This is a genomic window from Kineococcus deserti (genome assembly GCF_050871945.1).
In the GTDB taxonomy this organism is placed as follows: domain Bacteria; phylum Actinomycetota; class Actinomycetes; order Actinomycetales; family Kineococcaceae; genus Kineococcus.
This window is the reverse complement of the sequence record NZ_JBJLSI010000002.1, coordinates 1-24,457: the sequence shown is the minus strand read 5'-3', so window position 1 is coordinate 24,457 and position 24,457 is coordinate 1. Positions and strand designations below refer to the sequence as shown.

The following is a 24,457-nucleotide window of genomic DNA, read 5'->3' as shown; positions in this document are numbered from 1 at the left end:
CAGGCCCGGACGCCGGGCGCGCCGGGGATGGGCCTGGACGACAACGTCTACCAGCGTCTGCTGCAGCAGCGGATCATCTGGCTGGGTTCCGAGGTCCGGGACGACATGGCGAACGCGATCTGCGCGCAGCTGCTGCTGCTCGCCGCCGAGGACCCGGACGCGGACATCTTCATGTACATCAACTCGCCCGGCGGCTCGGTGTCCGCGGGCATGTCGATCTACGACACCATGCAGTACATCAAGCCGGACGTGGCGACGATCGCCACCGGCATGGCGGCCTCGATGGGGCAGTTCCTGCTCTGCGCGGGCGCCGCGGGCAAGCGCTCGGCGCTGCCGCACGCGAAGATCATGATGCACCAGCCGCTGGGCGGTCTGGGCGGTTCGGCCAGCGACATCAAGATCCTGGCCGAGCAGATCATCGCGACGAAGAAGCAGATGGCCGAGCTCATCGCGCAGCACTCGGGCCAGACGTTCGAGACGATCACCCGCGACTCCGACCGCGACCGCTGGTTCTCGGCGCAGGAAGCCAAGGAGTACGGGCTCATCGACCACGTCGTCGGTCACACCAGCGAGGTCGAGGGCGGGGGCGGCACCGATGCGTGAGCCGTTCCGTCCTCCGTTCGCCGCCCAGATGGGAGACCGCCCGATGACCCCGCAGTCCCGCCTCAGCCCGGCGTACGACCAGTCCGCCCGGTACGTCCTGCCGCAGTTCGAGGAGCGCACGTCCTACGGGATGAAGCGCTCGGACCCGTACACCAAGCTCTTCGAGGACCGGATCATCTTCCTCGGCGTGCAGGTGGACGACGCCTCGGCCGACGACATCATCGCCCAGCTCATCGTCCTGGAGTCCCAGGACACCGAGCGCGACATCATCATGTACATCAACTCCCCGGGCGGGTCCTTCACGGCCCTGACGGCGATCTACGACACGATGATGTACATCCGCCCCGACATCCAGACGTACTGCATGGGCCAGGCCGCCTCGGCCGCGGCGGTCCTGCTGGGTGCCGGCGCCCCGGGGAAGCGGTTCGCGCTGCCGAACTCGCGCATCCTCATCCACCAGCCGGCCATGGCCGGCGGTGACTACGGGCAGGCCTCGGACCTGGAGATCCAGGCCAACGAGATCCTGCGCATGCGGTCCTGGCTGGAGAACACGCTCGCGTTCCACTCCAACCGCACCGCCGACCAGGTGCGCGAGGACATCGAGCGCGACAAGTTCCTCACCGCCACCGAGGCCGTCGAGTACGGCCTCATCGACGAGGTGCTGACGAGCCGGAAGGCGTCCGCGCCCTCGCTGTGAACACGGAGTGTCACCCACGTGCAGCACTACGTGACGTGATGCGGAGCGCCCGGGGGGCCGGTCTGGCACCGTGTCCCCCGGGGGCGTCTAATGAGTCGGGCGAGGTGGACTGGGCGGGTAGCGTGGAGCACACGTGACGCGACAGTCCACGTGGCACGACAGCGAGGTCGGTTCGCCGGCCCCCGGGCCGTGTCAGCAGGACTCGGAAGTACGAGTCGGCAGTACGAGGAGAGGAATCGTCGGTGGCACGCATCGGTGACGGTGGCGACCTGCTGAAGTGCTCGTTCTGCGGGAAGAGCCAGAAGCAGGTCAAGAAGCTCATCGCGGGCCCTGGCGTCTACATCTGCGACGAGTGCATCGATCTCTGCAACGAGATCATCGAGGAGGAGCTCGCCGAGGCCAACGACCTGGGCCTGGTGGAGCTGCCCAAGCCGAAGGAGATCTTCGACTTCCTCGACCAGTACGTCATCGGCCAGTCCTCGGCCAAGAAGTCGCTCGCGGTGGCGGTCTACAACCACTACAAGCGCATCCAGGTGGGGGAGTCCGCGTCCAAGGGACGTGAGGACTCCGTCGAGATTTCCAAGTCCAACATCCTGCTGATCGGACCGACCGGCTGCGGCAAGACCTACCTCGCGCAGACGCTGGCGAAGATGCTCAACGTCCCGTTCGCGATCGCCGACGCCACGGCCCTGACCGAGGCCGGCTACGTCGGCGAGGACGTCGAGAACATCCTCCTCAAGCTCATCCAGGCCGCTGACTACGACGTCAAGAAGGCCGAGACGGGGATCATCTACATCGACGAGGTCGACAAGATCGCCCGCAAGTCCGAGAACCCCTCCATCACGCGCGACGTGTCGGGGGAGGGCGTCCAGCAGGCGCTGCTGAAGATCCTCGAGGGCACGACCGCGAGCGTCCCGCCGCAGGGTGGCCGCAAGCACCCGCACCAGGAGTTCATCCAGATCGACACGACGAACGTGCTGTTCATCGTGGGCGGCGCCTTCGCCGGGCTGGACCGCATCATCGAGGCCCGCTCGGGCAAGCAGGGCCTCGGCTTCGGCGCCCAGCTGCGCTCGACGACCGAGAAGAAGGCCGAGCCGACGTTCGCCGACGTCATGCCCGAGGACCTCATGAAGTTCGGGCTGATCCCCGAGTTCATCGGGCGCCTGCCGGTCATCACGACGGTGGAGAACCTCGACCGGGACGCGCTGGTCCAGATCCTCACCCAGCCGCGCAACGCGCTGGCCAAGCAGTACCAGCGGATGTTCGAGCTCGACGGCGTCGAGCTGGAGTTCACCGACGACGCCCTCGAAGCGGTGGCCGACCAGGCCATCCTGCGGGGGACCGGCGCCCGCGGCCTGCGCGCGATCATCGAGGAGGTCCTGCTCCCGGTGATGTTCGACGTGCCCAGCCGTGACGACATCGCCCGGGTCGTGGTGACCCGCGAGGTCGTGCTGAAGAACGTCAACCCGACCCTCGTCCCGCGCGAGGCCCCGGCCCGCAAGCCGCGCGAGCGCCGCGAGAAGTCGGCCTGACGCCGACGGCCTGCGCCACGCGCGAGGGCCCCGCACCTCACCGAGGTGCGGGGCCCTTCCGCATTCCCGACCACCCGACGATCAAGGATTCGACCCCGGCGATCGAGGATGTGCGAATCCTCGATCGCCGGGGTCGAATCCTTGATCGCGGGAGGGGAGGGGCTACTGCTGCAGGACGGCCTCGACGTCGATCTGGACCTTCAGCGTGGTGCCGAACACGGCCACGCCGATGCCGACGGCCTGGTTCCAGTTCATCTTGAAGTCGTCGCGGTGCAGCTCGGTCGTGGCCGAGAACGCCGCGCGGGTCCCGCCCCACGGGTCCGGGCCGCTGCCGGCGTAGGTCAGCTGCAGCGTCACCGGTCGGGTCGTGGCCAGCAGCGTCAGGTCCCCGGCCAGCACCCAGCCGTCGCCGCCGCGCTGGACGCCCGAGGCGCGGAACGTCAGCGTCGGGTACCTGGCCGTGTCGAGGAAGTCGGGCGAGCGCAGGTGCTCGTCGCGCATCGCGTTGCCCGTGTCGATCGAGGTGGCGTCGATCGACACCTCCACGCTCGCCCTCGTCACGTCCTCGGGGACGGTGATGACCCCGGAGAACTCGGTGAACCGGCCGTGCACCGCGGACAGGCCGAGGTGGTGGGCCGTCGCCGAGATCGTCGAGTGCGCCACGTCGACGGCCCAGATCCCGGGCGGCGGCACGTCGGTGCCACCCTGGCGGCGCAGCCGCACCTCGCCGATGCGCCAGGCACCCTGGGGCACGACGACGCTGGTGGCGCGCGGCTCGTGCGCCGGGGCGGCCACGAGCATCGTCGCCGCTCCCGCGGGCACGCCGAGCAGGGCGAAGGACCCGTCGCCGCCGGTCACCGCGCGGGCCACCTGCGAGCCGTCGGCGCCCAGCAGGGTCACCGAGGCGCCGGTCACCGGCCATCCCTCGCGGGTCAGCACCCGGCCCTCGCCGGTGGTGCCGCTCACCTGGGTCTCCCGGCCCACGACCTCGGCCCCGGGGTCGTGGCTCACCGCTGCTCCGCCCGGGAGTCGACGGTGGCGTCGACGCCGGTCTCGAACTGCGTCAGGTCCAGGGTGCGCGGGGCGGTGCCCCGCCCGGGGCCCGAGCCGAGGGTGATCTGTGCGGCGGACACGGTGTCCTCCTCGATGTCGACCGTCGTGGCGACCGGGGCGAACCCGGCGGCGGTCAGCGTGTAGTGCCCACCACCGAGGTCCTCGAAGGAGTAGCTGCCGTCGGGGCCGGTGACCACCGAGCCGACGACCTCGCCGCCGGCGTCGACGAGGGTCACCGAGGCCTCGGGCAGCACGCGGCCGTCGCTGGCGGCCACCACCGTGCCGGTGAGCCGTCCGCCGCCGGTGAGGACGAGGTCGCAGGCCAGGGCACCGGAGTCGGGGACCTCGACGCTGCGGGCCAGCGGCCGGTGCGCCTCGCTCTGCGCGGTGAGCACGTAGGCGCCGCCCATGAGCTGGTCGAACGCGTAACCGCCGCCGCCGTCGGTGCGGGTGGAGCCGACGACCTCGCCGGTGACGTCGGTGAGGGTCACGAGCGCGCCCTGGACCCCGCACGAGGTGCCGTCGGTCTGCACGTCGTGGGCCAGCACCCGGCCGGTCACGGCCGAGCGACCGGACAGGACGACGTCGCGGGTGACGGAGGAGTCGCCGACGCCGACGAGGGTCGCCGACGGCGCCACGTGCGAGGCGGCCACGATGAGCAGGTAGGTGCCCCCGGTCGGCAGCCCCAGCGTGTAGCGGCCGTCCGCGCCGGTGGTGGTGCGGGCGACCTGCTGACCGGCCTGGTCGGCCAGGGTCACGACCGCGCCGGGCAGCGGCCGGTCGTGGTGGCGCACGGTGCCGGACAGGTTCAGCCCGGTGTCGGTGCGGATGGTCTGGGCGGGCACGCGGGGCGACTCCTCCCGGTCGGGGTGCACAGCACCGTCGGTCGTCCCGACCGGAGCAGCAGCACCGTTCGCGGATCCCTCGTCTGCGACGGCCGCGGTGGTCGCGGGCGCCTGGGCAGCATCCTGCCCGGCCACGGACGTGTTGTCGTGCCCACCCCCGTCACCACCGCGCAGCGTGCGCTCGGTGAAGAAGAACGTCGTGACCAGCGCCACCAGCGCGAAGGGCGCGGCGATGAGGAAGACGTCGGCGATGGCCGAGCCGTAGGCGGACTGGACGACCGTGCGGAAGGGCTCGGCGATCGTGTCCAGGTCCGGGATGCCCGAGGAGGCGCCACCCAGGGCCGAGGCCGCGGCGGCCGGGTCGGCGCCGGAGGAGGCGATGCCGTCCTCGACGTAGCCGGTGACGCGGTGGCCGAGGACGGCGCCGAGCGCGGACACGCCGATCGCGCCGCCGAGGGTGCGGGCGAAGGCGACGAAGGAGCTGGCCGAACCTAGGTCCCGCGGTTCGGCGACGTTCTGCACGGCGAGGACGAGGTTCTGCATCATCATGCCGACGCCCAGGCCGATGAGGGCCATGTACGGCGCGACGATCCAGTAGTTCGTGTCGTAGCCGATGGTGCCCATGAGGAGCAGGCCCGCGACGAGCAGGACGCCGCCGGCGACCAGCCAGCCCTTCCAGCGGCCGGTGCGGGTGATGAACTGGCCGGCCACCGTGGAGGAGACGAACAGGCCGACGATCATCGGGATGGTCATGATCCCGGCCGTGGTCGGGGACTCGTGCCGGCCCAGCTGGAAGTACTGGCTGAGGAAGATCGTGGCGCCGAACATGGCGACGCCGACGAACAGGCTCGCCCCGGCCGACAGCGCGATCGTCGGGTTGCGGAAGAACCGCAGGGGGACGATGGGCTCGGCGGCCCGGTGCTCGGCCAGGACCGCCAGGGCCAGCAGCACCAGGCCCCCGGCCACCAGGGCCGCGGTCTGCCAGGAGGCCCAGTCGAAGCGGTCGCCGGCCAGCGACACCCAGATGAGCAGGGCCGAGACGCCCGCGGCGATGAGGAACGCGCCGAGGTAGTCGATCGAGACCGCGCGCCGCGGCTGCGGCGGCAGCTTGAGCTTGAACTGCAGGACGACGAAGGCCACGACGGCGAACGGGACGCCGACGTAGAAGCACCAGTGCCACGAGGCGTGCTCGGTCAGGACCCCGCCGATGAGCGGCCCGCCGACGGTCGCCAGGGCGAAGGTCGCGCCGAGGTAGCCGGAGTAGCGGCCCCGCTCACGCGGGCTGACCATCGTGGCCAGGATGACCTGGGCCAGCGCCAGCAGGCCGCCGCCGCCGAGGCCCTGGAACACGCGCAGGGTGATGAGCATCCCCATGTTCGTGGACAGCCCGGCGATCGCGGAGCTGACGACGAACAGGCCCAGGGCGATCTGCACGAGCAGCTTCTTGGAGAAGAGGTCGGACAGCTTGCCCCAGATCGGGGTCGAGATGGTGGTGGCCAGCAGGGCGGCGGTGACGACCCAGGTGTAGCTGGACTCGCTGCCGCCGAGGTCGTTGACGATGGTCGGCAGCGCGTTGGAGACGACCGTCGAGGACAGGATCGCGACGAACATGCCGAGCAGCAGGCCCGACAGCGCCTCGAGCACCTCCTGGTGGGACATCTTCGGGGCGGCGTCGGTGGCGTGCTGCGCCGGGACGGGGGTGGTGGTGCTCATGCGTTGGCCTGCAACTGGTCGACCTCTTCCGTGGTGGCGGTTGCCGGCGACGCTGCCGCTGTCCTGGCGAGTTTCCCGAGGAGCCGGGTGAGGTCGCCGACCTCGTCGTCGCGCCAGTCGCCGAGCCCCTCCACGAGCTTGTCGACGCAGGCCCGGCGGAAGGCGCGCAGTTCCTCGACGCCCGCCTCGGTGACGCTGAGCCGCTGGGAGCGGCCGTCGTCGGGGTCGGGGCAGGCGGTCAGCAGTCCCTTCCGCCGCAGGTGCGCCACCTGCCGGCTGACGGTCGACAGGTCCAGCGAGAGGTGCTCGGCGACCTCGGTCAGGCGCAGGGAGCCGCGCTGGTGGACGGTCGCGAGGGTCGCGACCGCCGGGGTGTTCGGCGTCGCGACCAGCGCCCGCCGCGCCCGGAGCAGGTCCGGGAAGACGTCGACGAGGGCCGCGCACGCGTGAGCTGTGACCATGGGCACCTCCGGAACCGGGTTGGTGTGTGCAAGCAACCTAATTTGGATGGTTGCTCCATGCAACCCGCGAGCCGGGCAGGGCCCGGACACGCGAACGGCGCGCGGTGACCTCGCGCTCGTTCATCGGGCGCGAGGTCACCGCGCGCCGGAAGGGGGGCGGCGGCGCGGGTGGGTCAGATCACCGAGTTCAGCCGGTTCAGCAGGGTGGCGAGCTGGGTCATGTCGTCCTCGGACCAGTCGTCGAGGCGGGCGTGCAGGCGCTGCCGGCGGGCGGCGCGGGCCGCGTGCACCTTCTCCAGGCCGTCGGGGGACAGGGTCAGCCGGACGGCGCGGCCGTCGGTCGGGTCGGCCTCGCGGCTGACCAGCCCGAGCCGTTCGAGCAGCTGGACCTGGCGCGACAGCGTGGGCTTGCCGATGCCGAAGAACGAAGCCAGGTCCGAGGGGCGGGTCTCCCCGACGTCGTCGAGGCGCACCAGCAGGCTGTAGGCCTCCGGTTCCAGGTCGGGGTGCACGCTGCGTGCCGTCTCGCGGTTGATGGCGCGTGAGCGCCGCAGCAGGACAGCGAGCTCGCGTTCCAGTGCTTCGGCAGGACCGGTGACCATCCCAGGAACCTACCCGGCTCCGCGATCGACGGGTGACGGACATCTGTCGCATCGGCGGGGCGGGGTTGTCTGCAGCGCGATCTTGCCCGTACTGTCGCGGCCAGATGCATCGAACCGATGCATCGAGTTGGAGGAGGCGTCGTGGTCCGCAAGCGGGGTGACGTGCTGCTGCTGGCCGTGCTGGCGTTGCTGGCGGACGGGCCGATGCACGGCTACGAGGTGCGCAAGCGCCTGGACCAACGGCTCGGCGTCTTCCGTGCGCTGTCGTACGGAACGCTCTACCCGGCCCTGCGGGCGTTGCAGGCCGGCGGCTGCATCACCGAGACCACCGAGGACCGGCTCCCCGGCACCATCAGCCCCAAACGCGCCCGGGTCGTCTACGAGATCACCGCGCACGGCCGCGACCGGCTCGCGCAGCTTCTCGAGGAGTCCGGGCCCGAGGCGTGGGAGGACGACGCCTTCGGGGTCCACTTCGCCCTCTTCGCCAAGGTCGCCCCGCGCACCCGGTTGCGGATCCTGGAGGGCCGCCGCGCCCGGCTGCTCGAACGCCTCGAGCAGATGAACCGCTCCATCGACCGCACCCAGGCCCAGCTCGACTTCTACGCCCTCGAGGCCCAGCGGCACGGTGTGGAGACCGTGCGCAGCGAGGTCGACTGGCTCGAACGCCTCATCAACGCCGAACACGCTCCCCGCACCCTTCCCCAGGAGGAACTCTGATGGCAGGTCCCATCCGCGTCGCGATCGTCGGCGTCGGCAACTGCGCCGCGTCCCTGGTCCAGGGCGTCCACTACTACCGCGACGCCGACCCGACCCAGTCCGTCCCGGGTCTCATGCACGTCCGGTTCGGCGACTACCACGTGCGCGACATCGAGTTCGTCGCCGCGTTCGACGTCGACGACAAGAAGGTCGGCCTCGACCTCGCCGACGCCATCGGCGCGTCGGAGAACAACACGATCAAGATCTGCGACGTCCCCTCCACCGGCGTGACGGTCCAGCGCGGGCACACCCTCGACGGCCTGGGCAAGTACTACCGCGAGACGATCAGCGAATCGAGCGCCGACCCGGTCGACGTCGTCGCGGCGCTGCGCGAGGCGGAGGCCGACGTGCTCGTGTGCTACCTGCCCGTCGGGTCCGAGGACGCGGCGATGTTCTACGCCCAGTGCGCCATCGACGCGAAGGTCGCGTTCGTCAACGCGCTGCCCGTCTTCATCGCCGGCACCCCCGAGTGGGCGCAGAAGTTCACCGACGCCGGCGTGCCCATCGTCGGCGACGACATCAAGTCCCAGGTCGGCGCGACCATCACCCACCGGGTGCTCGCCAAGCTGCTCGAGGACCGCGGCATCAAGCTGGAGCGCACCTACCAGCTGAACGTGGGCGGCAACATGGACTTCAAGAACATGCTGGAGCGCGACCGGCTGGAGTCGAAGAAGATCTCCAAGACCCAGGCCGTCACGTCCAACGTGCAGGCCGACTTCGGCACCCGCAACGTGCACATCGGCCCCAGCGACTACGTGCAGTGGCTCGACGACCGCAAGTGGGCCTACGTCCGGCTGGAGGGCAAGGCGTTCGGCGACGTCCCGCTGAACCTGGAGTACAAGCTCGAGGTCTGGGACTCCCCGAACTCCGCCGGCGTCATCATCGACGCCGTCCGCGCCGCCAAGATCGGCCTGGACCGCGGCATCGGCGGCCCGCTGCTGTCCCCGTCGGCGTACTTCATGAAGTCCCCGCCGCAGCAGCGCGACGACGAGGCCGGCCGCGCCGGCGTCGAGGCCTTCATCGCGGGCACCGTCGACCGCTGACCGGAATCCCGAGGCGATCGAGGATTCAGCCCCGGTGATCGAGGATTCGTGAATCCTTGATCACCGGGGCTGACTCCTTGATCGTGGGGAGTGGCTACTCGACCGGGGCGATCTCCGCCTTCGCCGTCAGCGTTTCGGCGCCCTCGGCCACCTGCCACTCGATCGAGGCGGCGCGCGAGGCGGCCAGGACGTCGCCCTCGGCGCGGCGGCCGGCCTCCACGAGGCCGGCCGGGCCGAACACCGTCGCCGCGCTCAACGGGGTCTTCTGCGAGACCTTCGCCTCGCTCTTGACCTTGCGCAGCGCCGAGAGCGCCTGCCCCGCAGCGGCGAGCACGTCGGCGGCCTCCGGGTCGACGGTCCCCAGGTCGGCGGCCACGGGCCAGGGGGCGGTGTGCACCGACCCGTCCTGCCACCACGACCAGACCTCCTCGGCCGCGTACGGCAGGAACGGCGCGAACAGGCGCAGCAGTGTCCGCAGCGCGATCGCCGCGGTCGCCTGCGCGGACTCGGCGGCCGCGGTGCCACGCGACCCGTACGCGCGGTCCTTGACCAGTTCGACCCAGTCGTCGCAGAAGTTCCAGAAGAACTTCTCCGTGACGTCCAGGGCCGTGGCGTGGTCGTAGCGCTCGAACGCCTCGGTCGCCTGCCGCACGACGACCGACAACCCCGCCAGCACGCTCGCGTCGATCGGCTCGGTCACCTTCGCCGGGTCGGCGGCGTCACCGCGCGCCACCCCCAGGCCCAGCACGAACTTCGAGGCGTTCAGCAGCTTCATCGCCAGTCGGCGGCCGATCTTCATCTGACCGGTGTCGAACGTGGCGTCGGTGCCCAGCCGCGAGGACGCCGCCCAGTAGCGGACCGCGTCGGAACCGAACTCCTCCAGCAGCGCCAGCGGCGTGACCACGTTGCCCTTGGACTTCGACATCTTCTTGCGGTCCGGGTCGAGGATCCAGCCCGACAGCGCCGTCCGCGCCCACGGCAGACCGTCGAACTCCAGGTGCGAGCGCACGACCGTGGAGAACAGCCAGGTCCGGATGATGTCCTGGCCCTGCGGGCGCAGGTCCATCGGGTACACGCGGGAGAACAGGTCCTCGTCGCGTTCCCAGCCGCTCACCAGCAGCGGGGTCAGCGACGACGTCGCCCAGGTGTCCATGACGTCGGGGTCGGCGGCGAAACCCCCCGGCACCCCGCGCTGGTCCTCGGTGAAACCGGGCGCGGCCTCGGCGGCCGGGTCGACCGGCAGCGCCGACTCGTCGGGAACGATCGGGGAGTCGTAGACGGGTTCACCGTCGGCGTCCAGCGGGTACCAGACCGGGAACGGCACCCCGAAGAACCGCTGGCGGGAGATCAGCCAGTCGCCGTTGAGCCCGGAGACCCAGTGGTCGTAGCGGTGCTTCATGTGCTCGGGGTGCCAGGCCAGTTCCCCGCCGCGGGCCAGCAGCGCCGAGCGCAGGTCGGTGTCGCGGCCCCCGTTGCGCAGGTACCACTGCCGGGTGGAGACGATCTCCAGCGGGCGGTCGCCCTTCTCGTAGAACTTCACCGGGTGGGTGATCTTCTTCGGCTCGCCGACCATGTCGCCGGAGGCCTGCAGGGCCTCGACGACCGCCTTCTGCGCGCTGAACACCGTCGTCCCGGCGATGGTCGCGTAGAAGTCCGCGCCCTCGCCCGTCAACCACTCGGGGGTCTCGCGCAGCAGCCGGCCGTCGCGGCCGATGACGGCGCGGTTGGGCAGCTGCAGCTCACGCCACCAGGTGATGTCGGTGGTGTCGCCGAAGGTGCAGATCATCGCGATGCCCGAGCCCTTCTCGGGATCGGCCAGCTTGTGCGCCACGACGGGCACCTCGACACCGAACAGCGGCGTGCGCACCGTCTGCCCGAACAGCGGCTGGTACCGCTCGTCGTCGGGGTGGGCCACCAGCGCCACGCACGCGGGCAGCAGCACCGGGCGGGTCGTCTCGATGAACACCGGCTCCCCGCCGGCGGTCGGGGCGAAGCCGATGCGGTGGTAGGCGCCCTCGGTGTCCTTGTCCTCCAGCTCGGCCTGCGCGACGGCCGTGCGGAACGTGGTGTCCCACAGCGTCGGCGCCTCGGCCGTGTACGCCTCGCCGCGGGCGAGGTTGCGCAGGAACGCGCGCTGGGCCGTGGCCCGCGACGTCGCCGAGATCGTCGAGTAGGTGTGCGACCAGTCCACCGACAGGCCCAGCCGGCGCCACAGCGACTCGAAGACCTGCTCGTCCTCGGCGGTCAGCCGGTCGCACAGCTCGACGAAGTTGCGCCGCGAGATCTGCACGAAGTCGCGGTCGTTCTTCGGCGCCTTCTCCGGCGGCGCGAAGGACGGGTCGTACGGCAGCGTCGGGTCGCAGCGCACGCCGTAGTAGTTCTGCACGCGGCGCTCGGTCGGCAGGCCGTTGTCGTCCCAGCCCATCGGGTAGAAGACGGACTTGCCGCGCATGCGCTGGAAGCGGGCCACGACGTCGGTGTGCGTGTAGCTGAAGACGTGCCCGACGTGCAGCGATCCCGACACGGTGGGCGGCGGGGTGTCGATGGAGTAGACGTCGGCGCGCTGCGCGGTGCGGTCGAAGGCGTAGGTGCCGGCCTCCTGCCAGTGCGGGGCCCAGCGCTCCTCCAGACCGTCCACCGTGGGACGGTCGGGTACCTCGACGCCGGGCGCGTTGGTGGCGCGGAACTGCGGTGCGGGCGCGGGAGCCGAGGGGGTGGTGGCGTCGGACATGCCCCCATCATCCCGCAGGTCCTCCCGCTGCCGTCACACCCGGCGGTCCAGCGCGCGCGAGGGTCGCCGGACCGGGGCCCGGAAGGTCTCGCCGACCGGCTGCAGAACGGGCGGTCCGTGTGTGAGACTCGCCGGACCACGCGGCCGACGACGTCTGCAGGGAGCACCCGGTGTCCAGCTTCGCGCGAGTCCTGTCCGAGCACGCCCGCACGCGCCCCGACGACGTCGCGGTCCGCCTCGACGAGCACGTCCTGACCTGGCGGGGCTTCGACGACGCCACCGCCCGCGTCGCGGCCTGGCTGCGCGCCGACGGCGTCCGGCCGGGGGACCGCGTCGCCCTGGTGCTCCCCAACGTCCTGGAGTTCCCCGTCCTCTACCACGGCGCCCTGCGCGCCGGGGCGGTCGTCGTCCCGATGAACCCGCTGCTGCGCGGCCGGGAGGTGAGCCACCACCTCACCGACTCCGGCGCCGTCCTCGTCCTGGCCTGGCACACCGTCGCCGACGCCTCCCACGCCGGCGCCGTGGGCACCGGGGCCCGCGTCGTGGTGGTCGAGCCCGCGGCGACGCAGGCCCTCCTGGCCGGCCACGAGCCGGAGCCCGCGGTCCACGACCCCGCACCCGGGGAGACCGCCGTCCTGCTCTACACCTCCGGCACCACCGGAGCCCCCAAGGGCGCCGAACTCACCCACCACAACCTGTTCAGCAACGCCGTCACCACCCAGGAGTGCCTCGTCCAGCTGGGCGAGGGGGACACCGTCCTCGGCGCCCTGCCGCTGTTCCACGCCTTCGGCCAGACCTGCGCCATGAACACCGCCGTCGTCGCCGGCCGCACCCTCAGCCTGCTGCCGCGCTTCACGGCCGCCGCGGCGCTCGCCGTGGTCGAACGCGACCGCGTGACGCACTTCGCGGGCGTGCCGACGATGTACGTGGCGATGCTGCACGAACCGACCGCGACCGGGTTCGACCTGTCGTCCTGGCGGTCCTGCGTCTCCGGTGGGGCGTCGCTGCCGGTGGAGGTGCTGCGGGGTTTCGAGGAGCGCTTCGGGGTCAGCGTCCTGGAGGGGTACGGGCTCAGCGAGACCTCGCCGGTGGCCTCCTTCAACCACCCCGGCGCCGTGCGCAGGGCCGGCACGATCGGCACGCCCGTGCGCGGCTGCGAGATGGACCTGCGCGGCGCCGACGGCGCTCGCGTGACCGACGGCGTGGGGGAGATCGTCATCCGCGGCGAGAACGTCATGAAGGGGTACTGGCGCAACGAGACCGCCACCGCCCAGGCGATCACCGACGGGTGGTTCCGCACCGGTGACCTGGCGACGAGGGACGCCGACGGCTACTACACGATCGTCGACCGGGCCAAGGACATGATCGACCGCGCGGGTTTCAACGTGTACCCGCGCGAGGTCGAGGAGGTCCTCTACGAGCACCCCGCCGTCGAGCAGGCCGCCGTCGTCGGGTTCCCCGACCCGCTGGTGGGCGAGGAGGTCGGCGCCGCGGTGGTGCTGCGGGAGGGGTCCTCGGCCACCCCCGAGGAACTCCAGCGGCACGTCAAGGACCGGCTCGCCGCCTACAAGTACCCGCGGCGGGTCTGGATCGTGACCGAACTGCCCAAGGGACCCACCGGCAAGATCCTCAAGCGCGAGATCCACCCACCCGCCCGAGCGGAGGAGACCCAGGCATGACCGGCGTCGACTACTACGAGATCACGGCCGACCTCACTGACGACGAGCGCAGGACCTGGGAGACCGTGCGCGCCTTCGTCGACGAGAAGGTGGTCCCGGTGGCCGGCGGGTTCTGGGAGCGCGCCGAGCAGCCGCTGGATCTGCTGAAGGAGTACGGGCAGCTGAACCTCGTGGGCGACGGCCTGGACGAGCCGGGAGTTCCGCGGCTGAGCCACACCGCGGCGGGGCTGGTGACGATGGAGCTGTCCCGCGGCGACGGCAGCTTCGCGACCATGCTGGGCGTGCAGGCGGGACTGGCGATGCGCTCCATCGCGTTCTGCGGTTCGGCCGAGCAGAAGGAACGCTGGCTGCCGCCGATGGCCCGGCTGGAGGTGCTCGGCGCGTTCGCGCTCACCGAACCCGACCACGGCTCCGACGCCGTGGCCCTGGCCACGACGGCCCGGCGGGAGGGCGACGGGTACGTCCTGGACGGGGCCAAGCGCTGGATCGGTTTCGGCACGGTCTGCGACGTGTGCGTGGTGTGGGCGCGCGGGGAGGACGGTGCGGTGCAGGGGTTCCTCGTCGAGCGCGGCACCCCGGGTTTCCGAGCGACCCTCATCGAGGGCAAGGCCTCGCTGCGCGCCATCCACAACGCCGACATCGTGCTGGACGGCGTGCGTGTCCCGGCCGCGAACAAGCTGCCGGGAGCCCGCAGCTTCCGCGACACCGGCCGGGTGCTGTCGGCCACCCGCGCCGGCATCGCCTGGGGTGCCCTCGGTCACGCCACCGCCGCCTACGAGACGGCGCTGGCGTACGCGCTGGAACGCACGCAGTTCGGCCAGCCGCTGGCGAGCTTCCAGCTGGTGCAGGACAAGCTCGTGCAGATGCTGGCCGAGGTCACCGCCATGCAGTTGTTCTGCCTGCGCCTCGGCAAGCTGGCCGACGCCGGCCGGCTCACCGACACCCAGGCCTCGCTGGCCAAGGTCAACGCCACCCGCAAGGCCCGAGCCGTCACCGCGATGGCGCGGGACCTGCTGGGCGGCAACGGCATCCTGCTGGAGCACCGGGTGGCCCGGCACATGGCCGACGTGGAGGCGCTGCACACCTACGAGGGGACCGAGTCGATCCAGACGCTCATCGTCGGCCGGCACCTCACGGGAATCTCCTCGTTCACCTGACCCCACCCCGTGATCGAGGATTCGACCCGGTGATCGAGGAACCGCGAACTGTCGTGCCGCAGGACACCGGTGACAGTTCCGCCTCAGGACACCGGTGACGCCTCCAGCCGTCGTGGTGTGACACCTCCCGGTCCCCGGCCCGCCCTGCTGCGCTCCGCCGGCCACCGCACAGCACGCGGACCTCAGCCCTGCACCAGGCGACGCGCCCGGGATGAGTGCGCGGCCGGCGGGCGGACACGGCCAGGGCGAGCAGCACCACCGGAGCCGTCAGCGGCTCACCCGCGCCGCCCCGACCGCACGGTCACGGACGTCACGGACATGCCGAGTTCAGCGCGGCACTGACCTGCCCGGCACGCACGACGGCCGCTGAGCTCAGTAGCCCAGCGGCCGTGACGTGGTAATCGATCCGGCAGTCGCCTCTCGGCGAGAGGCCGCTCGAAGCGGCTGAAGGTGAGGCCCGGGGACATGCAGCGGATCGACCACCCTCTATAAGCCGTCGCCGCACAACCGCATTCCCGGCTTCACCACGTCTCAGCGCAGCCCGTCAAACGCCCGGCCACCCCGCTGTCCGCGCAGTCACCTCGTCGTCGTGGACGCCATCGCCCGACTCAGCCAGCTTTCGGGACACCGTGGCGCAACGGTGCTCTCCTGCCCAGCCGAGCGGCCCCTACAGGTACCTCTCGCGAACGGGTACGACGACTCGCAGACGCTGCTCAGGCCGGAGAAGCCCCGGCCACCGGCGGTCCACGCTCAGCTGCCCCATCCTCCGACCCACGGCGTCGAGCGGGCGCCGCTACGGCGTTCGTGACGCTCGATCCGCACCGACGCGAAGTGCGTCAGCACCATCGTCACGATCAGGACGACAACACCAGCGATCACGTTGCACCACCTCCAGCGGGAGAACAGGTGCCCGTGACGCTACTCCTGCTGCCACCTCTGCGGATGGCGCACACCGCCATGAACAGCCAGCGCACCTCCAAGGTCCCTGCCGCCCCCGCCGACCGGAACTGGCAACGACGACCAACCCCAGCCCAAGCGCCGACGGCAAGCGGGCATCACGCGGTCATCCCGCGAGCCGCGCTCGATCACGACCGTCGTCGCGCGTCGTCGACGGCCTCACCGCGTCCGCCGCGGCCAGAGTGGACCGCTCACCTCGATGTCTTCGTCATCGTCGTCGTGGACGTCCAGCCACAGCTCCCCCGGCAGGGTGAGCAATCGACCGAGGACCGCCCGGTCCAGCTCGACGGCGTGCTCGGTGGTGTGGCTGCCGACATAGCAGAACCAGTTGGCCCAGTACCCCTGCCCGGCCAGCTCCCACAACAGCGGCGCGAAGGGCTCGACCTGATCCAGCACCCGCTGCAAGGACTCGGCCAGCCCCACCGCCTCAGGAGACGGACCGCTCTGCAACGACCAGTACGACTGCTCGTGCACGTGGCCGCTGCGACCCCGGCCCACGGGCTCGCCGGCTTCCGCGGAGCAGGTGGGCTCGATGCCCAAACGGGCGGTGACCGCCAAGGCCGAGCCACCGGACTCTCCGATGAGTCGGAACGTGACCATGGTCCTCACCCCACCAGCCTCGCAGGACCGGTCGGCGTCAGCTCTGCACCCGGCCATCCCGCTGCTCGCGCGGAACGCACGGTCATCCCGCGATCCGAGACGTCGACCACCCCGAACGCTGCCGGGCACAGGCAAGGAGCAAGACGTGAGTCGGATGATCACGTGGCCAGTCGTCCGACGCGTCCACCCACCACGAGCGGCAGGGTGACGTCGTCGTGTCCCTCACCCTGGAGATGCCGATGCCGTCCGCTGTGACCTCATCCGTTCCACCCAGCTTTCCAAAGCGGCCGAGTACGCCTGCGCCGCCACTGCTCCAGCCGAGGCCCGCCTCATCTTCCTGGCCGGCTCCTGTCCCCTGGACGTCGACGGCTCCACCGCCGCCATCGGTGACCATGCCGGACAGGCGGCCGTGTGCGTCCGGAACCTGCGTACCGCGCTGGAGGCGGCCGGCGCCACCCTGGACGACGTCATCAGCACCCGGGTGCTCGTCGCCTCCACCCGTCAGGCCGACCTGGTCAGCGCCTGGAAGGTCGTGCGTGACGCCTTCGGTGAGCACGACGTGCCCAGCACCTTGGTGGGCGTCACCGTCCTCGGCTACGACCACCAGCTCGTGGAGGTCGAAGCAGTCGCCGCCGTGATCGACTGAGCGCCCACCGCTGGCCCACGCTGCGGGCGCACGTCGCGGTCATCCCCGCTGGCCAGCACGTTGTCGAGTGCGTCTCGACTGGCCCCACCCTCAGCTCGTGACCACCGCCGCAGTCATGGCCGCTCCCATGTACATCAGTTACTCTCGGCGTGTACACGCGAAGGAGGCCCACCGTGAGCAAGACCCACATCGACATCGATGACGACCTGCTCGCCCAGGTAGCCGCCATCACCGGAACCACCACCAAGCGGGACACCGTCGAAGCCGCCCTGCGCGCCACCCTGCACCGAGAACGCCGCCGCGCCGCCGCCGAACGCCTCATCGCCCGCGCCGAGAACGGTTACTTCGCCCCCCTCCTCCGAGAGCACCCCAAGGCCACTGGTGAGGATGTCGAAGGGCCGCCGACCGACGATCGAGGGCACGGCGCTGCGTGAGCTTCCTGCTCGACAAGTCCGCCCACGCCCGCTGGCACCAACCCGTTGTGGCCGCCCGGCTGAACGACCTCCTCCGTGAGGACTTGCTGAGCATCGCTCGACCGAGCGTGCTGGAGATCGGATTCTCCGCCCGTTCCCCTCAGGACTACCGCGAGGTCATCACTGACATCACCGAGGCGATGACCGTCATCGAGGTCAGTGCTGAGACCAGCGGCCGCGCGCAACAGCTGCAGGAACGCCTCACCCACCGAGGCTGGCACCGCGCACCGGGACCGGTGGACCTGCTGCTGGCCGCCACAGCCATCGAGCACGGGTTGACGCTCCTGCACCTGGACAAGGACTTCGAGTTGATCGCCCGTGTCAGCTCCCTGCAGCAAGAACGCGTCGTCCCCCGGACCACACCCACTGCGTGACCTCGAGGGGCGACCACCGACCGACCAGGCCGACGTCACGGTCGTCCCGCGTTGTGTGCGCTGTCGTGGGCGGCCGACACCTGATCGGCCCCGGGACTGTCACCGATGTCCTGAGACATCACACGAGGAACCGCGAACCTCGACCACCGGGGTCGAACCCTGGAGCGACGGAGAGGGACGGGTCAGACCCTGAAGCGGCCCATGAGGGCCCGGACGTGGTCGGCGGTGTCGGCCACCTGACGGGCGCAGGCGTCGGTCTCGGTCGCGTTGCCCGTCGTCCGGTCGGCGACCGCGGCGACCTCGCCGATGGTGCCGGCGATCGTGCGGGTGGCTGAGGCCGCGCGGGCCACACCGCCGGCGAGGTCGCCCGTCAGCGCCGACTGCTCCTCGACGGCCGCGGCCACCGTGGCCTGGATCTCGTCGAGCCGGTCGACGACCGTCCCGATGTGCGCCACCGAGGACGACGCCTGCTGGACGTTCTCCTGCAGCCCGACGATCTTCCGCTCGATGTCCTCGGTCGCCCGGGCGGTGGCCAGGCTAAGTTCCTTCACCTCACCGGCGACGACGGCGAAACCCTTGCCGGCGTCGCCGGCGCGGGCGGCCTCGATGGTCGCGTTGAGCGCCAGCAGGTTCGTCTGCTGGGCGATGGAGGTGATGGCGGCGACGATCTCGCTGATCTCCTCCGAACTCGACGACAGGGTCGTGATGGCCTGCTCGGTCGAGCGGGCGACGTCGACGGCCTCGGCGGCGATGCGGGACGTTTCGTGCGTTCCGCGGGCGATCTCGGAGATGGCCGTGCCCAGCTGCTCGGCGGCCTCGGCGATGCCGGTGACCTCGCCGCTGGCGGCGTCGGCCTGGTCGGCGACCACGCCGGAGCGGTGGGCGGTCTCCTGCACGTTCCCGCCCAGTCGCCGGCTGGTCTCGTCCAACCGGACCGCGGCGGCGTTCAGCTGGTCGGCCTCCGCGGACACCTCGCGCACCGTGCCGGCGATGGTCTCGGCGAAGCGGTTGAAGGCCGCGCCCAGGGCGCCGAGCTCGTCACGGCGGGATTCGTCGACCCGCTTGGTGAGGTCGCCGTCGCCGTCGGCGATGTCGGCCAGGCTGTCCCGCAGCCGCTGGACCGGCCGGCCGATGCCGGTGCCGATGACCCAGGTGACCGCACCGGCCACCAGGACCGCGAGCAGGCCCAGGAGCAGGGTGGTCGTGCGCAGCGAGTGGCTGGCCGCCAGGGCGGAGGACCGCGGGGCGCTGACGAGGAGCGTCCACGTCTGATCGGCGTCCACGCGCACGGGGGACACGGCGGTGAGCGTCTCGTCCCCTGCGCGGACGGTCGTCGTACCGGACGTCGCGACGACCGTGGTCAGTTCCTTCGCCGTCCCGGTGGCGGCCTGGCCCAGCAGGTCGGCGTCGGGGTGGGTGACGTAGGTGCCGGCATCGGTCAGCAGCGTGGCGTAGCCCGTGCCGTAGGGCTTGATGTCCGCCATCGCACCGGTCAGGCTCGCCAGGGACAGGTCGGCCGTCAGGACCCCGAGGAACGCCCCGTCGACGGTGATCGGGGCGGCGGCGGTGGCCATGAGGACCTCCTGACCGTCGACCTCGTAGGTGTAGGGCTCGGTGAAGTAGACCTCGCCGGTCTGCTTCGGGGTCCAGTACCAGGCGCTCTTGGCCGGGTCGTCCAGGTCGGTGAGCGGTGCCACCGCGGTGTCGTTGCCGCTGCGGTACCAGTAGGGGATGAACCGGCCGCTGGCGTCGCTCCCGGCGCTGCCCGCGAACTCGGCGTCGCGGCCGTCGAACGCGTTCGCCTCCCAGCCGGTGCCCATGCCGACGAACTCCGGGTGGGCGAGGAGGGCCTGGTGGACCAGTTCGGTGGCCGCGGCCCGCGTGAGGACGCCCTGCTGGTGCAGCGTGGCCAGGCTCCCGGCGATGTCGGTGACCGTGCGGACCGATCCGGCGAGTTCCTGCTGGACCTGCGCGGCGTTGGTCTGCGCCAGTTGCGACGTGTACTGCGTCGCCTGCTCCTCGCCGAAGGAGTCGCTCCTGACGGTGACCACGACGATCAGCAGCGTCAGCGTGGTCACCACCATCGCCAGCGTGCTCGCGACGAGCCGGCTCCTGATGCTGCGCACGTTCCTGCCCCTCCGTGTCGGCCCCTCGCACGAGGGGCACCGGAGGATCCCTCGGCCGCCGACCTTCGGTCCTTGACTTGTGGGGCCGGGTCAGTGATCCGGCGACCCCCGACCCAGCGCACCGCCGTCGTGACCGGCGGCGACGCCCCTGCCCGGGGCGCCGCCGCGGTGGTCCCGTCCCTGCCCGGCGAGCACACCGGTCGCGTCGGCGGTGCACCGTGCCCGGTGGGCGGCGGGGAGCTCAAGCACCCGGGGTGGACGGGATCCTGTCGTGGAAGAGGCGACCGGTGACCCGCTCGCTGGCCCCGACCCGGTCGAGGTAGGGCGTGATCCCGCCCGTGAACAACGGGTGCCCGGTGCCCAGGACGAGGCAGACGTCGACGTCCTCGGGGCTGGCGACGACTCCCTCGTCGAGCACGCGGCGGACCTCGTCGGCCAGGGCGTCCTGCACCCGGTGCAGCACCTCGTCCCGGCCCAGCGGGGTGGTCCCGACCTCGAACAGCCCGTCGGCCGCACCGGTCGCGGACACCGGTCCCTTGGCGGTGACCAGTTCCGGACCACCGGCCGCGACCCAGCGCCGCAGGTTCTGCGAGACGCGGTAGCGGTCGGGGAAGACCGCGGCGAGGGTCTCGTGGACGTGCAGCATGACGGCCGGCCCGACGAAGTGCGCCAACCGGAACGGCGTCATGGGCAGCCCCAGCGGATCGAGGCTGTGCTCCACGTCCAGCAGCGGGGTTCCCGCGTCCAGCGCCCGCAGGACCTCGTCGAACATGCGCGTCGAGATCCGGTTCACCACGAACCCGGGTGCGTCGCGGACGAGCACGCACGTCTTCTTCAACTGCTTCCCGACGGCGAACGCCGTGGCGAGCGTGACGTCGTCGGTGTCGCCGGTGCGGACGACCTCCACCAGCGGCAGCACCGCGACGGGGTTGAAGAAGTGGAACCCCACGAACCGTTCGGGGTTCTTCAGCACCGAGGCCATCTCGGTGACCGACAGCGAACTGGTGTTGGTGGCCAGGACGGCGTCCTCGCGCACCAGGGGCTCGAGTTCGCGCAGCACGTCCTGCTTGACGGACAGTTCCTCGAACACCGCCTCGAGGACGAAGTCGGCCTCGGCCAGCGCGGACTTCCCGACCGACCCCGACACCGACGCGGTGAGCCGGTTGGCGGTGTCGGACGTGATGCGGCCCTTGGTCAGCAGGTCGCGCACCCCCTGGCGGACGAACTCGACACCCCGTTCCACGCGCTCGGCCGACACGTCGGTCAGCACGACGGGAACCTGCAGGCGGTGCAGGAACAGCAGGGCCAGTTGCGAGGCCATCAGCCCCGCGCCGACGATGCCGACCGAGGTGACTGCGCGCGGTGCGGCCTCGGGCGCCCCCGCCGGTGTGCGCGCGTAGCGCTGCACGAGGTCGAACGCGTACAACCCGGCCTGCAGTTCACCGGAGACCCCGAGGTCCCCGAGCGCCTGCTCCTCGGCGCGGAAGTGCTCGTCCCGGTCGGCGGTGCGAGCCGCGGCCAGCAGCTCCAGCGTCCGGTACGGCGCGGGCGCGGCGCCGTGCACCCGCGTGTCGGCGACGGCGCGGCCGTGGGCGATCGCGGCCTCCCAGGTCGCGGCGTCGGCGGGTTCGGGACGGTCCACGACGGTCTCCCGGCGGAGCACCGAAACGCTCCAGCGCAGGGACTGCAGGAGGAAGTCGGCCGGTTCGAACGCGACGTCGACGATCCCGGCCGCCAGGGCCTGCGGCCCGGTGAGGGTCCTGTTGTTCGCCAGCGCGTTCTCGACCGCGATGGTCACCGCCGTCCGGGGACCGGCGATGCGCGGCAGCAGGTACGTCCCACCCCATCCGGGCACCAGCCCGAGGTGGGCCTCGGGTAGACCGAGGCCGCGCACCGACGTCGACACCGTCCGGTAGGTGCAGTGCAGCGCCGTCTCCAGTCCGCCGCCCAGGGCCAGGCCGTTGACGTACGCGAACGTCGGGACGCCCAGGGTCGCGAACCGCTCGAGCACGCGGTGGCCGAGTTCACCCAGTGCCACGGCGTGCTCGCGCGAGGGGGTGCGCGCCACCGACTTCAGGTCAGCTCCCGCGCAGAAGACGTGGTTCGCCCCCGTGACCCCGACGGCCACGACCTCGCCGGCCGCCACGTGCCGTTCGGCTGCGTCCAGGGCCGCGGCGAGTTCTCCCAGCCCGTCCGGCCCCAGGACGAAGGGCTTGCGGGAGTTTCCGGAGTCGAGGGTCAGCAGGGCCAACCGCCCCGCACCGCGGGCGGGGAGGTCGACGACCCGGACGTGCACGGGCATCAGCTGGCCCCTTCCCCGGAACCAGCCCAGGACGGGTTCTCCCAGACGACCGAACCACCCTGTCCCAGCCCCACGCACATCGCCGTCAGCCCGTACCGGACCTCGGGGTGCTCGGCGAACTGCCGGGCCAGCTGGGTCATCAGCCGCACTCCGGAGGAGGCGAGCGGGTGCCCGATGGCGATGGCGCCGCCGTAGGGGTTGACCCGCGGGTCGTCGTCGGCGATGCCGAAGTGGTCCAGGAAGCTGAGGACCTGCACGGCGAAGGCCTCGTTGAGTTCGAACAGGCCGATCTCGTCGATGGTCAACCCGGTGCGGGCCAGCACCTTCTCGGTGGAGGGGACCGGCCCCAGTCCCATGACCTCCGGTTCGACGCCGGCGAACGCGAAACCCACCAGCCGCATGCGCGGGGTCAGGCCGAGGTCGACGGCGGTGCCCTCGTCGGCCAGGAGGCACGCCGTCGCGCCGTCGGTGAGCGGGGAGGCGTTGCCGGCGGTCACCCGGCCGTACGGGCGGAAGGGGGTGCGCAGGGTCGCCAGAGCCTGCATCGTCGTCCCGGGCCGGGCGAGTTCGTCGGCGGTGGCCAGACCCCAGCCGCGGTCGGGATCGGGCGAGGCGACGGGCACCAGGTCGGCCTCGATCTGCCCGTTCGCGACGGCCTTGGCGAACTTCTCCTGGCTGGCGACCGCGAACGCGTCGGCGCGTTCCTTCGTCAGGTGCGGGAAGCGGTCGTGCAGCGCCTCGGCGGTCCTGCCCATGTCCAGGGCGTCGGGGGAGACGATGCGCTCGAGCAGGAACCGGGGGTTGGGGTCCAGACCCTGGCCCAGCGGGTGGTGGCCCATGTGCTCGACCCCGCCGGCCAGGGCGACGTCGATCGCACCGACGGCGATGGAGGCGGCCGTGGTCGTGACGGCCGTCATCGCCCCCGCGCACCAGCGGTCGATCGCGTACCCGGGTGTCGTCACCGGCAGTCCCGCCAGCAGGGCGGAGCTGCGGCCCAGGACCAGCCCCTGGTCACCGGTCTGGGTGGCGGCGGCGATGGCCACCTCCTCGACCCGTTCGGGCGGCAGCGACGGGTTGCGCCGCAGCAGTTCCCGCAGGCAGGCCACGACCAGGTCGTCGGCGCGGGTGTGGGCGTGCAGCCCGTCGGGGCGGGCCTTGCCGAAGGGGGTGCGGACGCCGTCGGCGAAGACGACGCTCCGCCCGGGCGCGGGGGTGTGGACCACGAGACCTCCTCGTCAGCGGTGCGTACGCGACCACCGTACGCGCCGGGAGAGGTAGGCGGTACTGCGAGTTCCGCCTAGTTGCGGCCCGGCCGCCCGGACGGTGCGCGTCGAGGCTGTCCCGTCTCGGCTGGTCCACTCCGGCTCCGCGTGGTCTGCCCTGCGCCGCGGTCGGCCGCAGCAGGATGCGCTCCCCGGAACCGGCACCCCGAAGCAGGCCGCAACGCACGCGTGGTCGGCGTTCGTCCCGGCCCGCTCACCGAACTCACCAGCCGCAGCCGTGACGATCTCGCGGTCACGCTTGATGGGTGCGAGATCGCTGACGATCCCGACGGACGGCGGTGACTACCGCGCGAAGGCGCGGAACGGGTTGCGGACGCACAGGTCGTCGACGACGTCCGCGTCGACACCCGCCGCCCGCAGTGCCGGCAGGAACGAGCCGGTCAGGTCCGTGAACGGCCGGGGGGTCCCACCGCCCGGCAGGGCGGGGTCGAACCACCCCGCGTCGTGGGACAGCAGGAGGCGGCCGGCCTGTCCCGCCTCGAGGCTGTCGAGCACCAGCCCCAGCGTCGGCGCGTCGTCGCCCTGCCCGACGTCGTCGAACTCGATCCACGCGCCGCGGTCGACGATCGCCTGCCGCAGCGCGGGGTCGGTGATGGTCTGCGTGTGGATCGACAGGAAGCGGTCCGGTGCCAGCCCCTCGGCCACGGCGAGGTCGATCTGCTCCAGCACGACGTCCCCGTTGGTGGTGTGCGAGCCGACGAGCGCCCCGGGGGGGGGGGGGGGGGGGGGGGGGGGGGGGGGGGGGGGGGGGGGGGGGGGGGGGGGGGGGGGGGGGGGGGGGGGCGGGGGGGGGTTTTGCTGCGGGGGTGCTGGGCGTGTGGGGG

20 protein-coding genes are annotated in these 24,457 nt (G+C 71.7%); 10 read left to right on the top strand and 10 right to left on the bottom strand.

Annotated features, from left to right (window positions below):
* Positions 1–27 precede the first annotated feature (27 nt).
* The 3 genes from ACRYR2_RS02080 to clpX all read left to right on the top strand — a co-directional run bounded on the left by ACRYR2_RS02080 (position 28) and on the right by clpX (position 2,832).
* Entirely contained in the window at positions 28–603 is a 576-nt protein-coding gene (locus ACRYR2_RS02080; protein WP_432561370.1) for an ATP-dependent Clp protease proteolytic subunit, read from the top strand.
* Positions 604–646: 43 nt separating this feature from the next.
* Positions 647–1,300, top strand: coding sequence for an ATP-dependent Clp protease proteolytic subunit (locus tag ACRYR2_RS02075; protein ID WP_432561162.1), 654 nt, complete (start codon positions 647–649; stop codon positions 1,298–1,300).
* Between the two features lie 242 nt (positions 1,301–1,542).
* Entirely contained in the window at positions 1,543–2,832 is a 1,290-nt protein-coding gene (clpX, locus tag ACRYR2_RS02070) for an ATP-dependent Clp protease ATP-binding subunit ClpX (RefSeq protein ID WP_432561161.1), read from the top strand.
* 162 nt (positions 2,833–2,994) lie between these two features.
* Here clpX and ACRYR2_RS02065 read toward each other — a convergent pair whose 3' ends face one another.
* The 4 genes from ACRYR2_RS02065 to ACRYR2_RS02050 form a co-directional block, all read right to left on the bottom strand.
* Positions 2,995–3,798: a YceI family protein gene (locus ACRYR2_RS02065; RefSeq protein WP_432561369.1), complete on the bottom strand. Its 804-nt coding sequence runs from the start codon at positions 3,796–3,798 to the stop codon at positions 2,995–2,997.
* 41 nt (positions 3,799–3,839) lie between these two features.
* Entirely contained in the window at positions 3,840–6,389 is a 2,550-nt protein-coding gene (locus tag ACRYR2_RS02060; RefSeq protein WP_459115341.1) for an MFS transporter, read from the bottom strand.
* A 50-nt stretch (positions 6,390–6,439) separates the two neighbouring features.
* On the bottom strand, positions 6,440–6,904 hold the full coding sequence (locus ACRYR2_RS02055; RefSeq protein WP_432561159.1) for a MarR family winged helix-turn-helix transcriptional regulator: 465 nt from the start codon (positions 6,902–6,904) through the stop codon (positions 6,440–6,442).
* Positions 6,905–7,077: 173 nt separating this feature from the next.
* Positions 7,078–7,506 (bottom strand): MarR family winged helix-turn-helix transcriptional regulator, encoded by a 429-nt coding sequence (locus ACRYR2_RS02050; protein ID WP_432561158.1) that lies wholly within the window; start codon positions 7,504–7,506, stop codon positions 7,078–7,080.
* Positions 7,507–7,647: 141 nt separating this feature from the next.
* Between ACRYR2_RS02050 and ACRYR2_RS02045 the strand changes: the two genes are divergently transcribed.
* Both ACRYR2_RS02045 and ACRYR2_RS02040 read left to right on the top strand, forming a co-directional pair.
* Positions 7,648–8,223: a PadR family transcriptional regulator gene (locus tag ACRYR2_RS02045; RefSeq protein ID WP_432561157.1), complete on the top strand. Its 576-nt coding sequence runs from the start codon at positions 7,648–7,650 to the stop codon at positions 8,221–8,223.
* Positions 8,223–9,305 carry an inositol-3-phosphate synthase gene (locus tag ACRYR2_RS02040; protein WP_432561156.1) on the top strand — a complete coding sequence of 361 codons (1,083 nt, stop codon included), beginning with the start codon at positions 8,223–8,225 and terminating at the stop codon, positions 9,303–9,305. The genes ACRYR2_RS02045 and ACRYR2_RS02040 overlap by 1 nt, the downstream gene beginning before the upstream one ends.
* A 94-nt stretch (positions 9,306–9,399) precedes the next feature.
* Here the strand turns inward: ACRYR2_RS02040 and valS are convergent, their stop codons facing one another.
* Positions 9,400–12,036 (bottom strand): valine--tRNA ligase, encoded by a 2,637-nt coding sequence (valS, locus tag ACRYR2_RS02035; protein WP_432561155.1) that lies wholly within the window; start codon positions 12,034–12,036, stop codon positions 9,400–9,402.
* Between the two features lie 170 nt (positions 12,037–12,206).
* Here valS and ACRYR2_RS02030 point away from each other — a divergent pair, with 170 nt between their 5' ends.
* Entirely contained in the window at positions 12,207–13,715 is a 1,509-nt protein-coding gene (locus ACRYR2_RS02030) for a long-chain-fatty-acid--CoA ligase (protein ID WP_432561154.1), read from the top strand.
* The gene (locus tag ACRYR2_RS02025; RefSeq protein WP_432561153.1) at positions 13,712–14,872 is read left to right on the top strand and encodes an acyl-CoA dehydrogenase family protein; all 1,161 of its coding nucleotides are present in this window, start codon (positions 13,712–13,714) and stop codon (positions 14,870–14,872) included. The genes ACRYR2_RS02030 and ACRYR2_RS02025 overlap by 4 nt, the downstream gene beginning before the upstream one ends.
* Before the next feature lie 1,116 nt (positions 14,873–15,988).
* Here ACRYR2_RS02025 and ACRYR2_RS02020 read toward each other — a convergent pair.
* Positions 15,989–16,429, bottom strand: coding sequence for a DUF4279 domain-containing protein (locus ACRYR2_RS02020; protein WP_432561368.1), 441 nt, complete (start codon positions 16,427–16,429; stop codon positions 15,989–15,991).
* Between the two features lie 259 nt (positions 16,430–16,688).
* On the opposite strand from ACRYR2_RS02020, the gene ACRYR2_RS02015 reads away from it, so the two are divergent.
* The 3 genes from ACRYR2_RS02015 (at position 16,689) to ACRYR2_RS02005 (ending at position 17,922) form a co-directional block, all read left to right on the top strand.
* A complete protein-coding gene (locus tag ACRYR2_RS02015) occupies positions 16,689–17,075 on the top strand; it encodes a RidA family protein (RefSeq protein ID WP_432561367.1) in 387 nt (128 codons plus the stop codon).
* A 173-nt stretch (positions 17,076–17,248) separates the two neighbouring features.
* The gene (locus ACRYR2_RS02010; RefSeq protein WP_432561152.1) at positions 17,249–17,509 is read left to right on the top strand and encodes a type II toxin-antitoxin system VapB family antitoxin; all 261 of its coding nucleotides are present in this window, start codon (positions 17,249–17,251) and stop codon (positions 17,507–17,509) included.
* A gap of 47 nt (positions 17,510–17,556) precedes the next feature.
* Complete coding sequence (locus ACRYR2_RS02005; protein WP_432561151.1) at positions 17,557–17,922, top strand: PIN domain-containing protein; 366 nt, start codon at positions 17,557–17,559, stop codon at positions 17,920–17,922.
* A 182-nt stretch (positions 17,923–18,104) separates the two neighbouring features.
* Here the strand turns inward: ACRYR2_RS02005 and ACRYR2_RS02000 are convergent, their stop codons facing one another.
* The 4 genes from ACRYR2_RS02000 to ACRYR2_RS01985 all read right to left on the bottom strand — a co-directional run bounded on the left by ACRYR2_RS02000 (position 18,105) and on the right by ACRYR2_RS01985 (position 24,302).
* Positions 18,105–20,048: a methyl-accepting chemotaxis protein gene (locus ACRYR2_RS02000; protein ID WP_432561150.1), complete on the bottom strand. Its 1,944-nt coding sequence runs from the start codon at positions 20,046–20,048 to the stop codon at positions 18,105–18,107.
* 241 nt (positions 20,049–20,289) lie between these two features.
* A complete protein-coding gene (locus ACRYR2_RS01995) occupies positions 20,290–22,350 on the bottom strand; it encodes a 3-hydroxyacyl-CoA dehydrogenase NAD-binding domain-containing protein (protein WP_432561149.1) in 2,061 nt (686 codons plus the stop codon).
* Positions 22,350–23,573 (bottom strand): thiolase family protein, encoded by a 1,224-nt coding sequence (locus ACRYR2_RS01990; RefSeq protein ID WP_432561148.1) that lies wholly within the window; start codon positions 23,571–23,573, stop codon positions 22,350–22,352. The genes ACRYR2_RS01995 and ACRYR2_RS01990 overlap by 1 nt, the downstream gene beginning before the upstream one ends.
* Before the next feature lie 342 nt (positions 23,574–23,915).
* Positions 23,916–24,302, bottom strand: a complete 387-nt coding sequence (locus tag ACRYR2_RS01985) for a phosphotriesterase family protein (protein ID WP_432561147.1) — start codon at positions 24,300–24,302, stop codon at positions 23,916–23,918.
* Positions 24,303–24,457: the final 155 nt, after the last annotated feature.